At 65.8% G+C, this 13,831-nt stretch carries 16 protein-coding genes and 1 pseudogene; 10 read left to right on the forward strand and 7 right to left on the reverse strand.

The features are described 5' to 3' along the window. The first annotated feature begins 24 nt into the window (after positions 1–24). Complete coding sequence (locus ACQP09_RS11225) at positions 25–624, forward strand: hypothetical protein (protein ID WP_433398074.1); 600 nt, start codon at positions 25–27, stop codon at positions 622–624. Then, on the forward strand, positions 621–1,076 hold the full coding sequence (locus ACQP09_RS11230) for a very short patch repair endonuclease (protein ID WP_433398076.1): 456 nt from the start codon (positions 621–623) through the stop codon (positions 1,074–1,076). The genes ACQP09_RS11225 and ACQP09_RS11230 overlap by 4 nt, the downstream gene beginning before the upstream one ends. Here ACQP09_RS11230 and ACQP09_RS11235 read toward each other — a convergent pair. Then, positions 1,011–2,222: a DNA cytosine methyltransferase gene (locus ACQP09_RS11235; protein WP_433398078.1), complete on the reverse strand. Its 1,212-nt coding sequence runs from the start codon at positions 2,220–2,222 to the stop codon at positions 1,011–1,013. The two genes, ACQP09_RS11230 and ACQP09_RS11235, sit on opposite strands and share 66 nt — an antisense overlap. Before the next feature lie 161 nt (positions 2,223–2,383). Between ACQP09_RS11235 and ACQP09_RS11240 the strand changes: the two genes are divergently transcribed. After that, positions 2,384–3,124: an HNH endonuclease gene (locus ACQP09_RS11240; protein ID WP_433398080.1), complete on the forward strand. Its 741-nt coding sequence runs from the start codon at positions 2,384–2,386 to the stop codon at positions 3,122–3,124. Positions 3,125–3,201: 77 nt separating this feature from the next. Here the strand turns inward: ACQP09_RS11240 and ACQP09_RS11245 are convergent, their stop codons facing one another. Continuing rightward, complete coding sequence (locus ACQP09_RS11245; RefSeq protein WP_433398082.1) at positions 3,202–3,879, reverse strand: ATP-binding protein; 678 nt, start codon at positions 3,877–3,879, stop codon at positions 3,202–3,204. A 183-nt stretch (positions 3,880–4,062) separates the two neighbouring features. Between ACQP09_RS11245 and ACQP09_RS11250 the strand changes: the two genes are divergently transcribed. From ACQP09_RS11250 to ACQP09_RS11260, 3 genes are all read left to right on the forward strand, one after another. After that, entirely contained in the window at positions 4,063–4,908 is an 846-nt protein-coding gene (locus ACQP09_RS11250; protein WP_433398084.1) for a helix-turn-helix domain-containing protein, read from the forward strand. Continuing rightward, a complete protein-coding gene (locus tag ACQP09_RS11255) occupies positions 4,908–5,096 on the forward strand; it encodes a DUF397 domain-containing protein (protein ID WP_151510768.1) in 189 nt (62 codons plus the stop codon). Before ACQP09_RS11250 ends, ACQP09_RS11255 begins: the two co-directional genes overlap by 1 nt. 347 nt (positions 5,097–5,443) lie before the next feature. Beyond that, on the forward strand, positions 5,444–5,797 hold the full coding sequence (locus tag ACQP09_RS11260) for a hypothetical protein (RefSeq protein ID WP_433398086.1): 354 nt from the start codon (positions 5,444–5,446) through the stop codon (positions 5,795–5,797). A gap of 126 nt (positions 5,798–5,923) precedes the next feature. Here the strand turns inward: ACQP09_RS11260 and ACQP09_RS11265 are convergent, their stop codons facing one another. From ACQP09_RS11265 to ACQP09_RS11280, 4 genes and pseudogenes are all read right to left on the reverse strand, one after another. Next, positions 5,924–6,481, reverse strand: coding sequence for a DUF6879 family protein (locus ACQP09_RS11265; protein ID WP_433398088.1), 558 nt, complete (start codon positions 6,479–6,481; stop codon positions 5,924–5,926). A gap of 306 nt (positions 6,482–6,787) precedes the next feature. Then, positions 6,788–7,834 (reverse strand): annotated as a pseudogene (locus ACQP09_RS11270) (hypothetical protein); the annotation flags it as partial. 236 nt (positions 7,835–8,070) lie between these two features. Next, on the reverse strand, positions 8,071–8,295 hold the full coding sequence (locus ACQP09_RS11275) for a DUF397 domain-containing protein (protein ID WP_433398090.1): 225 nt from the start codon (positions 8,293–8,295) through the stop codon (positions 8,071–8,073). Beyond that, a complete protein-coding gene (locus ACQP09_RS11280; RefSeq protein WP_433398092.1) occupies positions 8,288–9,151 on the reverse strand; it encodes a helix-turn-helix domain-containing protein in 864 nt (287 codons plus the stop codon). Before ACQP09_RS11280 ends, ACQP09_RS11275 begins: the two co-directional genes overlap by 8 nt. A gap of 378 nt (positions 9,152–9,529) precedes the next feature. Here ACQP09_RS11280 and ACQP09_RS11285 point away from each other — a divergent pair, with 378 nt between their 5' ends. From ACQP09_RS11285 to ACQP09_RS11300, 4 genes are all read left to right on the forward strand, one after another. Continuing rightward, positions 9,530–9,973, forward strand: coding sequence for a hypothetical protein (locus tag ACQP09_RS11285; RefSeq protein ID WP_433398093.1), 444 nt, complete (start codon positions 9,530–9,532; stop codon positions 9,971–9,973). 272 nt (positions 9,974–10,245) lie between these two features. Next, positions 10,246–10,488, forward strand: a complete 243-nt coding sequence (locus ACQP09_RS11290) for a DUF397 domain-containing protein (RefSeq protein ID WP_433398095.1) — start codon at positions 10,246–10,248, stop codon at positions 10,486–10,488. A gap of 234 nt (positions 10,489–10,722) precedes the next feature. Further along, positions 10,723–11,028 (forward strand): hypothetical protein, encoded by a 306-nt coding sequence (locus tag ACQP09_RS11295; RefSeq protein ID WP_433398097.1) that lies wholly within the window; start codon positions 10,723–10,725, stop codon positions 11,026–11,028. Between the two features lie 48 nt (positions 11,029–11,076). Next, positions 11,077–11,976, forward strand: coding sequence for a JmjC domain-containing protein (locus ACQP09_RS11300; RefSeq protein ID WP_433398099.1), 900 nt, complete (start codon positions 11,077–11,079; stop codon positions 11,974–11,976). Positions 11,977–12,058: 82 nt separating this feature from the next. Here ACQP09_RS11300 and ACQP09_RS11305 read toward each other — a convergent pair whose 3' ends face one another. Beyond that, positions 12,059–13,594, reverse strand: a complete 1,536-nt coding sequence (locus ACQP09_RS11305) for a S8 family peptidase (RefSeq protein WP_433398101.1) — start codon at positions 13,592–13,594, stop codon at positions 12,059–12,061. Positions 13,595–13,831 lie beyond the last annotated feature (237 nt).

Consider the following 13,831-nt stretch of genomic DNA (forward strand, 5'->3'; position numbering starts at 1 on the left):
TACACCTAAGGAGGGATCCACCCTATGAAGAATCGACGTTCCCCAGAGGGCGAGTGGAAGAGACTAAAACCGGATGCCGAGCATGCATTGCGAATGCTGCTTTCCGAGATCCCGGACCACGCAACTCCCCAGTCACTTTTCGAGGCATACACCTACGCCAAGGACATCGCTGCGCGGGCTATGCAGTCGCGGATGCTCGGCGATCTCCCTCCCGAGAACAATCAGTTCAAACTGCTTCGCGCAGAAATTAAGCAGGAAATGGACTCACAATACAAGGACATGATTCCGCCAAATCTCCTCAGAATCCCATACAGCGGAAAGACCCACGAGTACCTGTTCTCTCTGCTTCAGAAGAACCTGGCTCAACCCGTTCAAGCAGCCATGCTACGTATCGTGACCGCAGACAATGTGCATACCGAACGCAGAGCTCGCGAACTGCGGGAACTCGGACTTGACGTACATTGGTATGATATCGAGGAGATCAGTGTCTATGAGCTTCGCTCGCTCGACATTGACTTCGAAATGATTCCTGCCATTATCAGAAACAATGCACGGAAGAACAAGTCCATGACCAAAGAACAGAAGCAGCTCATCCTCAGGAACGCTGGAATCCCCGAGAAATGATGAGCGACGACGCCTGGGAACCTCCCGTCGGCTCGTGGGCTTCATCTGCCGCTCGACGCCGGAACATGCAGGCGATCCGGAGCCGTGACACCAGGCCGGAACTGCTAGTGCGCAGGCTCCTGCACGCTCAAGGGCTGCGGTACCGAGTTGCGGCCAAGCCACTGCCCGGCCTCCGCCGGACGGCGGACATTGTCTTCCGTCCGGCGAAGTTGGCTGTCTTTATTGACGGCTGTTATTGGCACGGCTGTCCGACACATTACGTTCCGCCGAAGACCAACTCCGGCTACTGGTCGGAGAAGGTACTTCGAAACGTGAGCCGTGACAGGGATACAGACCTTCATCTCCAGGCTGCTGGCTGGACAGTGCTGAGGTTTTGGGAGCACGAGTCAGCCGACGATTGCGCGCTCGCGATCGCTTCTACGGTTATCCGTCTTCGGGACAGCCGGGACTGAGAGCTCGGTCAGCCTGAACAGAAGCTCGCTGTCCTGGTCGCCCGTCTCGGAACACGCCTGACGTACCGCAGCAACGACACCGGCCTCCTTGCCCGCCTTCAACGCTGCGATGATCTGTTCACCTACCGCCTGAGCGACCGGCGGCGGGAACGCGTTTCCCACCTGCCGGTAGGCAGCGGTCTTCCTACCCTTGAACTTCCAGGTCGGCGGGAAACCCTGGATAATCGCCGCCTGCTCGACCGTTAGCTTCGGCCCTGCTGCAGCGAATAGATCACGGTCGTAGCTTTCCTGCTTCTTCATTTCTTCGGAGTCATTTGCGACCCCAAGACCGCAGACGCCGAGGGCTGCCCAGGCCTTTTTAGCCCGGGTCGGGCCGAGGTCAGCCCCTCCGTGCTTCTTGGAACCACCAACGAGCGTGGGAGCTACGCCCTTGAATGCCTTATCACGCCATTTCTTTAGCGTGTCCTCTGCACGCGGATCATCTACCTCCGCGAATCGCTTGGCCATCGTCACCTCGAGGGCCGCCCCCACCGTACGCACGGGAAGCTTCTTCGGCTTAGCCTGAGCGAAGAAGGGCAAGTACGCCGTTTTCAGCGCAACCAGGATGGCCCGCGGCCGAAGTTGAGGAACGCCGTAGTTCTTGGCTTCCAGCACTTCCCAGTAGCACTTTCCGTACCCCATGGACTCAAGGCGCTCCAGAAGCTCCTCACGGTAGTCTTGGAACTTCTCCCTCGGCTCCAGAAGCCCGCGGACATTTTCGATCATCACAGCCTTGGGCTCAAGTTCTTCCACAAGGTTGAGCATGATCGGAAACAGGTCACGCTCATCGTCTCGGCCCAGTTGCTTGCCGGCGACCGAGAACGGCGGGCAGGGCACGCCACCTGCCAGGAGATCAAGCTCCCCCGGCTCCAGACCCAGCTCCAGGCGAAGGCCCTTCGGGTCAAGCTTCGTCAGGTCAGCCTGCTTGACCATGCAGCCTTCCCAGGCCTCATTTCCTTCCACGTTCGCCCGAAGCGTTTCCACTGCATGGGGATCGATCTCGATGAGCGCCAAGTGCCTGAACAGCGCTTCGTGGAGCCCTAGCGCCTGTCCACCCGCCCCAGCGCAGATCTCAACTGAGGTGAACGCCCTCTCAGTGCTGGTCATGCACCCTCCTTCCTAACGTGCCCGACTGGCACCGGTTCCCGCCAGCCATCACAGAGGGTGACAGACCCCACTGACAACGCGATCGCCTTCCAGTGTGCGTCACGCACCACAACACTCCGACCGCCCCACACGTGACAGCGAACACTCATACGATATGGCCCATGCCGAGAAGCCCTGCATGGACCCATGACGAGTTGATGCTTGCCTGCGCTCTCGTGGTCGAGAACTGCTGGAACGAACTCCGCGAGGGCGACCCACGCGTGCTGGAGCTGTCCGACCTGCTCCGGTCCCTGCCCATCCACGAGGGCGCTGCACGCAGCATCCCCAAGTTCCGGTCCATCGGAAGCGTCAGCCGCAAGACCTCCGACCTGGCCTCTAACCATCCTGCCTACGTCGGCACGCCGACCAAGGGCGGCCGGCTGGACAGGGAGATGATCAGCGCCTTCATCACCCGGCCGACTGAGATGCTCCTCGCCGCAGCCGCACTGCGGCGGGGCATCGGCACAGGAGAGCTTTACGCCATTCCTCAGGACCCAGATGAGCTGGATGAAGAGGGAAATTCGGCGGTCGAGGGGCGCCTTCTCGCTCGCTGGGCACTGTATCGCGAACGTGACAGAAGGCTCCGGGCTCGCAAGATTGCACAAGCCGCGAAGCTGGGGCAGCCCCTGCAGTGCGAGGTGTGCGATTTCGATTTCGGCAGCTTCTACGGGGATCTCGGCACGGGATACATCGAGGTGCACCATCGCCTGCCCCTCCACGTGTCCGGGGTCCGCGAGACCGAGCTCGACGACCTGGCCTTCCTGTGCGCCAACTGCCACCGAATGTGCCACAAGAGCCGCGCCGGAGAATCGTGGCGCACTCCCAGGGCCTTGCGGGCGGAAATGGTCAAACCTTCCCCGTGACCAGCGTGCGGCTGGGAAGTGCCACCCGCGTAGGGCCAGAGAAGCAGTCAGGGCAGCCCGCTGGGTTGATGACCAGGTCATAACTTCTCGCGCCTCCCCTGCTCGAAGCTCATCTGCGCACGGTCCAGGGCACTGTCCGGATCGCACCCGTGGGCCCGGAGCCAGTGGAGGAGGTCCGCGATCACGTCGATGGCGGCCTCCTCCGCCTGGGCGAGACTCAGCGGCCCCTGCGGGGCCCCTTCGGTCCGGGAAGCGAGCCCCACCAGGCCCAGCAACGCCTCGGCCTTGGCGACTTGTGGTCCTTCGGCGTGGTCGATCGACGATCGCAGCCCGGTGGCAAGCTCGCACCAGGTGACCTTGGAATCGCGTCGGAGGACAATGCCCCACCGCTCGGCAACACCGTCGACGAGCATCAGGCCCCGTCCTCGCTCGTGCCCCTCCGCCACCGGGCCGGGAGTAGGCAGCGCCCGGATCTCCGGGTCGCAGACTTCTAGGCGAAGCCGGCTGCCGCTCATCGAGACGGCCAGACGAGTCGGCGTCCCCACGCCGACGTGCTCCATCACGTTCGTCACGAGCTCCGTCGCGCAGAGCTGGGCGTCCCGCACGGTGTCCGCCAGGCCCCACAGGGCAAGGTGCGACCTGATCACTCGTCTGAGACCGGCGAGCTCCTTGGGCTCCGCCGGGAACGAGATGTCCCAGGCTCGGCGCACCACACCGAAGCGGCAGCCACCCACGCCGATCACCACTCTCGCCACACGCGCAGTCACCTATCGCAACCACTCTACGGAGAAGACTGACACTGGAACTCTCATTTTGGAACTCTCACCATCAAGCTTCGGGAGCACGCCCGGACACCACGCGCCCCCGGCGTACGCCGCCTTGCTCGGACAAGACATCGCCGTGCACCCTCTGAAGGATCAACGTGAGGAATCACCGTCATGGCAGTCGGACCCACCACCCGTAGGCGCCAACTCGGCGCCGATCTACGCCGCCTCCGTGAGCGCACGGGCCTCACGTTGGAGGAGGCAGGCGCCTTGGTCGGCATCTCGAAGGCGACCTTGAGTCGCTACGAGCGGAAGGAGGGCGGGGTCAAGTGGCCTGCGGTGGACGCGCTCTGCCGCGAGTACGGGGCAACGGACGCGGAACGCAGCGCACTCGTCGCCCTGGCCAAGGGCGCCCGGATCCAGGGCTGGTGGCGCTACCTCGCAGACTCCGTCCCCGAGTCGATGAACCTCATGCTGACGCTGGAGGACGAGGCGGTCAGCGAGGATCACTACGCCTGCATGTACGTGCCGGGCCTGTTGCAGACCCGCGCCTACGCCGAAGCCGTACATCGCGCCTCGGAGATGCGGTGCTCGGAGCAGGAGATCGGGCACATGGTGGACATCCGTATGAAGCGCCAAGAACTCCTGGAGCGGGCGCAGCCACCCCACCTCTGGGCCGTGATCGACGAGGCGGTCGTGCGGCGGGCCGTCGGTGGCCGTCACGTCATGCGTGACCAGCTGAGCCACCTCCTCGAACAGGCGGATCGGCCGCACGTCACCGTGCAGGTGCTCCCGTTCGCAGCGGGCGCCCACGCGGCCGCGGTCGGGAGCTTCGTCATCCTCGGCGGCCCGGCCCCCGAACTCGACGTGGTCTACGTGGACATCATCGGTGGCGGACTTTTCATGGAGAAGCCCGCAGAACTGGCACGTTATAAGTTGGCGTTCGAGTACCTGCGTGCGCAGGCCCTGGACATCGAGCGGTCTGCCGCGCTCCTGAGACAAGTGAGCAGGGAGCTTTGATGGATCACGGGATCGGTCACTGGTTCAAGTCCTCGTACAGCGGGGGCAGCGGCACGGAGTGCGTGGAAGTCGCCGACCTGGCCGCGACTGTGGGAGTACGCGACTCGACAAGGCCGCACGGCCCGCACATATCCGTCGGCCGTGCCGCCTGGGCCGGTTTTGTTGCATCGGTGGAGGATCACGCGTAACGAGCTCTTGCACACCAAGGATCCGAGAACGCTATGGATTCCCGTGCGGGAGAGCGTCATTCCCTATCGAGCTGCGAGGGACCCCCGCCTACGGAGGGCAGCGACAGGGCGGGAATCGTCAACTGTGCGCGCAGGCCGCTGGATGCGATGGGCTGATTACCTCGGAGGTAATTGATGCCCTCAGTGGGAGCCGCCTACCTTCAGCACTGTTCGGCGGCCCGGCGGAGGGGCCGCCTTCGTATTCAGGCAACTCCCTGGTGCACGAGAGGAAGACGACCATGGCTTCGACACAGTACGACCGGGTTACCTCAGACGCGAGAGCGACGGGATCCGACGATTTCGCGAGGATGGCGCTCAAGCTGGACGCGGTGGCCACCGGCCTCAACGGCATCGCGTACCTGGCACTCGCCACGGTCCTCGACTCCTTCTTCGGCGTCGCAACGGCAGTCCAGTACCCGGTCGGGGCGTTCCTGCTCCTCTACGCGCTGGGAGTGCTCGCCATCGGGACGCGGAAGGAGATCAACCACACGGGCCTGACGGCGGTCATCGTGGCGAACGTGCTATGGGTGGGGCTCAGCCTGGTGGTGCTGATCTCCGGCGTGCTGTCTCCGACCGGCGTCGGCACGGTCTGGATCGTGCTGCAGAGCCTGACCGTCGGCGGCTTCGCCGCTCTCCAGTACGTCGGGCTCAAGCGGCTGTGAAGTCGTGCGGAACGGGCCCGGGGGGCCACGGGAAATGCCCCGGACCTCGGCGCCGGGAACACCCGCGGAGGATGCCATCGCCACGTCATTGAGATGCCAGGAGGCAGTCGTCTGTTCCTTCTGCTCCTACTCGATGTCGCTCAGCCTCACCGCGAACTCCTCGTACGGCACGGCGTGATGCCATGCCGCGTCACGGATGACGGAGTATCGGACGATTTCGACCGGCTCGGTGATCAACTCGACGTCCACGAGATTGTCCTCGTCATCGAAGCGCAGTTTCGCGGCAAGCCGGCTGTCGAACAACCAGAAGTCCTCGGAGGGAAGCCGGAGCCTCTGGGCATCTGCCCGCCAGAGGTTCCGGATGCCTTCTCCCAGAGCGCTGTTCCGCTTGACGTTGTTCAGGAGGTACAGCTGGCCCGTGGTCGGCGGCCGGTCGACGATCCTCACCCGTTCGACGCGTTTGCCCTGCGCGGTCTGGGACCGAATCAGCTCGCAGTACGGATCATCCGTGTCCCAGTCGACGGTGCCGGTCTCGACGAACTGCCGGTAGGTGTCAGTGGCTTCCTCACTGGCGAAGCGCTGTCGGGTTTCCAGTCTCCAGGCCGAATGCTCGAATGTACGGAACAGGTCCTCGAACTCGTCCAGGTCGATGCCCCCCTCGGACAGGTGTTGCAGCTGGGCCATGTCGCCGATGACAGCACCCTGCATTCCGTGGACGATGGCCTCTCCAATCTCCCTCTGTCCGCATGGACGGAGGGAGATTCCGTACCCCCGCGGTCCGAAGCGTTGAACCGAATTGACGTGCCATCGCTCGCGGCCTCTCCCTGAAGTAGGTTCCTTCAGCGCTCCAACGTGGTCCGCCACCCCGCGATGGCCTCGAGAGACGATCGCTTCCCTCGCGAGGATGTTCGCCGATACCGCCCGTGATCATCGTCCCGGTCATCCAACCGTGAACCAACGACCTGGTGCGCGGTGGGCAGGCCCCAGCGGCTACCCCTTCATCCCCGCCACCTGCCGCGACCGCTCCTGGAGCTCACGCGCCGCCCGGAGCTTGTCGTACGGCGCGATGCGCTTGTGCATCGTCTCGAAGTGCTCGTCGCCGCGTGCCGAGGAGAGCCCTACGTAGTCGTCGAGGAACGTTCCCCAGGTGGTGCAGGCCTCCTCGATATGGCCGAACTCGAACTGCCTCTGGGCCATGACCGCGTTGGCGTGAAGACGGCCCTGCCGCTCCTGCCTCGGCTGAGCGCGGAGCGATGTCTTCAATGCCGCGATGGAGCCCGGAAGGTCGCGTGTCTCGTACAGGACGTGGGCGACGTGGAACTGGTAGGCGGACTGGTCGTACCCGCCGATCGACTCCCGCCGCGAATCGGCCTTCGAGAGCGCCGCCTCCGCCTCGCGCGGCCTCCCGAACGCCTGGCGGCGGTCGCCGACCATGGAGGAGGCGTGGGCCTGCTGCCCACGGAGGAAGGCCACCAGGCGCGGGCCGGCGTCCGGTGCGGCCTCGGCTGCCGAGTCCGCCAGTTCCAGGGCCTTTTGGCCGTAGCGAAGGTTGGACGCCTGGAGGCTCATGCCGCGTAGCGTGCGGCAGTACGTGACGTGGTCGGCCGCCTCCTGGGCGAGGCGCAAGGCCTTCACGTAGTACTGCTGCCCGAGGCCATGAGCACGCTCGTACATCGCCATCCAGCCCGTGAGGTACGTCAGGCCCGAAGCGGCGGAGAGCATGTCGCGCCGGACCGGCCCTGCGGCGGAGGCGCGCAAGTACGGTGCGACCGTGTTGACCAGGAACGCGGCTGCCATCGGACGGGCATGTCCGGCACCGAGCTCGTCGAGAATGTCCGCGATGCGGTCCGTCATCGTACGAACGGTCGCGACCTCGGCCGCTCCGATGTGACCGGTCGGCCGGACCGAGCGCTCCCGTTCCTCGGCGTAGGCCTCGCTTGCGAAGAGCGGAGCGGCCAAGGCCGCCGAGTGCAGGCCTGCTACGAGAACTCCGCGTCGCGAGGGGTTCATGTCAGCCCTTCCGGTGTCCGCTGTAGAGCTCGCCCAACGGTACCGGGGCTGGGCACGGCACGCAGCCGCCCCTGCACAGACTGCGATCAAAAGCGGCCATGCGCGGGGATGTGTGGGATGGAAGCGGCAAGAAGCAGCAGCTCCGCCGACACAAGCGGAGCCACTCTCGCGAAGGTGGAGAGAGCAGTCGGAATCAGCGGGGCCGAGAGTGTCCGGTGGGAGGTCGTATCCGAACACTCGCGGCGACCGCCAGGGAAACGGCGTTAGATGCCGCTGTCGCTCTTCACTCCGGCCACAAACGCCCCCCACGCAGCAGGCGGGAAAACGAAGGCTCCACGGTTGCGGTCCTTGGAGTCACCAACTGCGACACCTCCGTCCGATACCGCCTGGAACTCGACGCACTGGCCCTGGGTGTCGCCACTGTAGGACGACTTGATCCATGCTTCGGTCGGGAGATCGTGCCGCATCATCGTGAGCCTCTTACTCATTCTCAAGATCCCGCGCAACGCGTGAGATCACATCCATGGACTGTCGCGAAGATAGAGCGGCTGCACGCAGCTGGTCAAAGGCGCTGCGGTAGTTCTCTACAGCACCAGTCTCTTCGAGGTACAGGCCACCATCGAGGTTGTCGAGGCCGACCACGTCCAGCTCCATCGGATCCGGATACGAGTACACGGTGAACGGACCGTCCATGCCCACGTAGGCGCCCTGCACGTACGGAATCACCTGTACTGCGATGCCGGGACGGTCAGACATCTCGATGAGGTTGCGTAGCTGTGCAGCGGTCACGGCAGGGCCCCCTACCTGACGATGAAGCACCGACTCGTCCAGTATGCAGAGGTACTGAGGGGCGTCATCTCGATCAAAGATCGCCTGTCGGGCGAGGCGAAGGTCGACGAGCGTCCGCACTTCCTCGTCGCTCATCCGCTTGCTCCCCGTACCGCGGATGACCGCCTCGGCGTACGCATCGATCTGAAGCAGGCCAGGAACGACCACACTTTGATAGGCGTAGATCCGGACGGCGTCCGACTCCAACGTGAGGCGCTCTTGGAAGTCCGGTTTGAGCTTGTCCGAGTGCTGCGACCACCAGCCCTTCTGCTTGCTCTGCCGCTGAAGGGCGAGCAACGCTTCCCTCAGGAGCGGATCGACCTGGTACATGTCGAGCAGCGTCTTGAGCTCCAGGGGCCGCAGCCCCTGTCGGCCGTTCTCGATACGACTCATCTTTGTCTTGTCGCCGTCGATGGTCTCACCGGCCTGCTGAAGGCTGACGCCGGACTCCTCCCGGAGTCGGCGCAGTTCAGACCCGAGCCTCTTCTTTCGCACCTTCGGTTCCGGATGTGCCACCCGTCATTCCCCTCCTTCGCCGCGGACCAGTGTGCCGCATGGACCCGCTCCGACTGCGTCATATGCCTGTTGAGCTTCCCAATGCCAATGAAATCTCAACGTTGAGCTTACTCATGTTGCGCTTTGTCTCCGGTTGGGTGCAGTCTGTTGGGCGGCAGCAGTCGACCGGCCTCAACTAGGCGGCTACAGACGCTTAGTGACGGCTCCGTACGACTGCGCTGCGTCCTCGCACGGCGTTCGCGAATCCAACTCGCCACCCGTGTGTGCACATCGAGAGCGCTACGCGCCTGGGCACAGGAGATCGTGATGACTCATCCCCCGATCAACAGTCCACGGGAGGCGGCTGGCAACACGGCAGCCGAAGGACGACCTCTGGACGTGGACAACGCCGAGCTCGCCGTACGCCGGGTGCTCGCCCTTCAGTTGGGTACGACCACCCGCTCGACACTCGACGAGGCCGCCTCTTCGCTACGCGGCAAGATCATCGCCTTGGCCGACGAAGTCTTCGCTGCGGAAGCAGGCCTCACTCCGACCGATCGTGGTTTCAAGCTCGAAGTGACCCACCTCGTTGACAACCAACCACTCCCGGATGCTCTGTCCCACGAGGTCTACGCCCACATCCGCGCTCAGGCACGTGTGCTGCGAAGGCTCATTGCCATGAAACAGCAAGCAAAAGAGTCGCCCGCCAGACCCACTGCGGCTCGCCCGCCGCTCCCCGTCCGCCCTCGGCCTACCCCCACGACCGGATTCGCCGGGCACGCGGGAACGTACGTGGTGCCCAGCGGGCTCGCTTCACCCATTCCGGAGGGTGACAGGCGATGAGCGAGCGGGCCCGGCAGATCGCGTACGTCGTCTGCCTTGCTTCCATCGGCTCGTCGATTGTCGCGGCGGTGTGGCTCGAGCGGTGACGCGAACAGGCTTAACGCGTAGGCCCTTTGCACGCAGGCCGCCCCGCGCCGAGGTTCGGCCCGAGCAAACCACCCCCCAGACTCCCGCCCCGCTGTCTCCATGGACGGTCGGCAGCCGGGCGGGGCCAGGAGCACGACGGTGCGGAGACCGTATCTCCGCGACATCAGCACCGGAAGGACTCGACCATGAACGGAAACCTCTACGCGCTGCCGATTCCGGACGCCGACGCCTTCGCCGCCTACTGCGGCGGCAACGCGGGCGGCTCCAACGAGACCTGCGTGAGCCTCGCCGCCATCCCCGGCGCGGTGGCCTCCTTCGCCATCCGTGACAGCAAGCCCGAGGGCGCGGGCAAGGAGCTGCGTTTCACCGCGGCCGAGCTCGACGACTTCGCCGCCGGGTGGGTCAGGACGAGGGGTCTGACGCTCTAGCCTGGCCCCCTTCCCCAGCACGAAGCACCACGCAGCGGGCCGGAACGGACATCCTCCGGGCCGGCCCGCCTCCCCTAGCGAAGGGCGCAGATGACCTGGTCAGGGCACTGGCATGGATACGGTCCGTGGACCGGCAGCAGGGACGCGTACGGCCAGGAGGCGCTCCGCCGTCCGGGTGCGGAACTGAACTCCGAACAGACTCGCGCGTTCGTCGCTTCGACGCTGCCGCCCCTCATGACCGGGCACTGGCTCATGCGGCAGAACCAGACCGCGGTGGAGCGCACCTGGACCCGCCTCGTAGGCGCCGTCACCTGGCTGAAGAGCACGTACGAGGCCAATCCCCCCGGCGAGCGGGATGACGGCGGCGGCGCCTACGTCACCCTCGAACACAAGATCGCGTACGCGATGGACGCCCTGCCCCGAGGCGTCGACGTCTGCTGGGTGCACTACACGAAGTCCCAGAGCCTGATCTCGTTCTCGGTGGTGTGCTGCCTCAACCACCACCATCCCGGCCTTCCGTGCCCCCTCCCGCCCGCCTGACCGATCGGCGAAGCCAAGCGAACCGAGCCGAAGCGAGGAAGTACACCTATGTCCCTCCGCCTCTTACTGCCCGACACCGGCGTGACGGCGCTCCTGGCCTCGTGGCCGGACGAGCCACGCGTGTACGAACGCGAGGCCGGCGAGCTCGACCGCGTGATCAACCCGGAGAGCATCGACCACTACCTGAACACCGGGTGCGTACCCGCCGACGAGATCGCCGTCGTGAGCGACGGTGTCGCGATGCACCCGGACCGCCACCGGACGGCGGGCCGCACCGATCCGGCGAAGCTACGGGGCCTCTACGAGGACGGCCACACGATCCGGCTCGGCAACCTCCAGCGGGTCGTCCCCTTCCTGGCGGACGTCTCGCGCGGCATTCAGCAGGAGACCGGCTACAGCAACTACCTGCACGCCTTCGTCACCCCGCCCGGCCGTCAGGGCCTGCTCCACCACTGGGACCAGCAGATGGCCGTCATCGCGCAGATCGCGGGCATCAAGCGGTGGCGGCTCTGGCGCCCGATGTTCCCCTCCCCGATGCGGGAGTACCAGGAATCCTTCCGCGTCTGGGATCCCGGATTCATCCCCCGGTGGGAAGCCATGGGACCCGACCTGGAGGTCGACCTCCGGGCCGGGCAGTCCCTGCTCCTGCCGAGGGGGTGGGTCCACCATCCCCACGCACGCGACTCCGAAGTCCGCAGCATCCACCTGACGTTCGCCATCCGGGAACGCACGCCGGTCTGGGTCGCGGAGAAGCTCATCGGCCAGGTGATCGAGAAGGACAGCTTCCGGCGAATCATCCTTCCCGGTGACCTCGGAGGACATCGGCTTTCGCAGCACGTACGGGACGTCAGGCAGGCCCTTGTCGATCACTTGGCCGGTCTCGACGTCGACGACTTCGCGCAGGCCCTCCACCGAGCCGCCGTCTCGGAGAAGGAATACACCACCTGAATCCACCGCTCCGGCTGCACGCCCAGGGAGCCGGAGGCCGGAGAGAGCGCCCTCCGGCCTCCCGCTCCGATCCGGAGTACGTCTACCGGCGGACCGCGTCCAGCGCGTCCACCACTCCGGCTCCGTAGAAGCCGTTGTAGCTCGTGCCGCCCTCGCAGACCGCGTCGATGACCCCGTCACCGTTGTAGTCGTACGGTGCGCCGCACGCCTTGGCGTCCGCCTGGAGGCCCAGCAGCGCCTTCACCGCGGCCGGTGAGGCGTACGGGTGGCGGGACTTGATCAGGGCCACGACGCCCGCGACATGCGGGGACGCCATCGACGTACCGGCCTCGTAGCCGAACCGGCCGCCCGGCAGCGTGGAGAGGATCAGCCCCTCGACGGCCGGCGGTTCAGGGGTCTGGTAGCCCGGCACGTCTCCGCCCGGGGCCGCGATGTCGATGACGCCCTTGCCGTAGTTGGAGAACGAGGACTTGATGCCCTCGGCGCCGGTCGCGGAGACGGTGACGACACCCGGCAACATGGGCGGGATGTCGGGGCAGACCCGGGGATCGATGGTGCGGGTGAGCCGCTCGCCGTCGTTCGGGCTGGTCCGGTCCTCGATCGTGCGGGAGAGGTCGTGGCGAGCGTTGCCCGCCGCGGCGACGTTCACCGTGCCCTTGCGCTCGGCGTACTTCACCGCGCGCGTGAGGGACTCGACCAGCGCGCCCTGGTCCGGGTCGTTCTTGCAGGCGAACTGCCAGGGGTCGGTGTAGTAGCTGTTGTTCGTCACGTCGACGCCGTGCTCCGCTGCCCAGACGAAGCCGCAGACGACGGCCTCGGTGTAGAAGTAGCTGCTCGGTGTCGACACCTTGATACCCGCCACCTTCACGCCCGGCGCGACGCCGGTGATCCCGTAGCCGTTCTTCGCCGCGGCCACGATCCCTGCCACGTGGGTGCCGTGGGGGTTCTCGCCCGCCGCCGGGCGCCAGGAGCCGGCGGTGGTGTCCGGTGCGCCGGTCACACAGTTGACGGAGGCTTCGCGGTCGAAGTTGGGTGCCAGGTCCGGGTGGGTGTCGTCCACGCCGGTGTCGATGACGGCGACCGTGACCCGCTTCGAGCCGAGCGCCTTCTGGTGGGCCTTGTCCGCCTTGATCGCGGGCAGCGACCACTGCAGCGGCTCCAGCGGGTCCTCCTCTCCGGTGGACCTGGCGGCGGCGGCCGTCGCCTGTGCCTCGGTCAGCGGTCGGGCTACAGCGCCGACGTTCTTGGTGGCCTGGGGCACGATGGGGTTGGTCCGGGTCGCGCCCGCCGATTCCACGCCCCGTACGCGGCGGATCGTTTCGCCGAAGGCCGGGTCCTGCGCGTGGGCGACGATGACGCCGATCTGCTCGTACGAGATGACGACCGTGCCGCCGGCCTGCGTGATGGCCTTCTCCACCTGCCGGACGGCCGCGCGGCCGCTGCCGGTGTTGACGACGTAGCTCAGCTTCGGGCCGTCGGTGCGCGGGGTCGCGGTGGCCGGTGCGCCGGTGGGCGACGCCATGGCCGTGGTCGCCGGGAGGAAGCCGAGCGAGGCGACGAGCGCGAGTCCGACGGGCAGCGCGAGAGCGCGGGTCCGTCTCGATGCCAGATGAGCCATGGGTTCTCCACATCATCCGTGCCGGTCGACCGGACACCTGGCGTGTTCGGTCGCGTACATGACGAGTGAAGCTATCGCCGATCTTCCCGACCCATCAACGATTCGGCCCAACGTGCGGAACAGGCCCTCGAACTTGTCCAGTTCGATGGCCCGTTCCTGTCGGATCGCGTCCCTTCGGTGTGTCGGCGATCGGAAACTGATTCCCTCGGCCACTCGTCCTGTGAGGCAAGGCCAAAG

Source organism: Streptomyces sp. CA-146814 (genome assembly GCF_050942385.1).
Classification (GTDB): domain Bacteria; phylum Actinomycetota; class Actinomycetes; order Streptomycetales; family Streptomycetaceae; genus Streptomyces.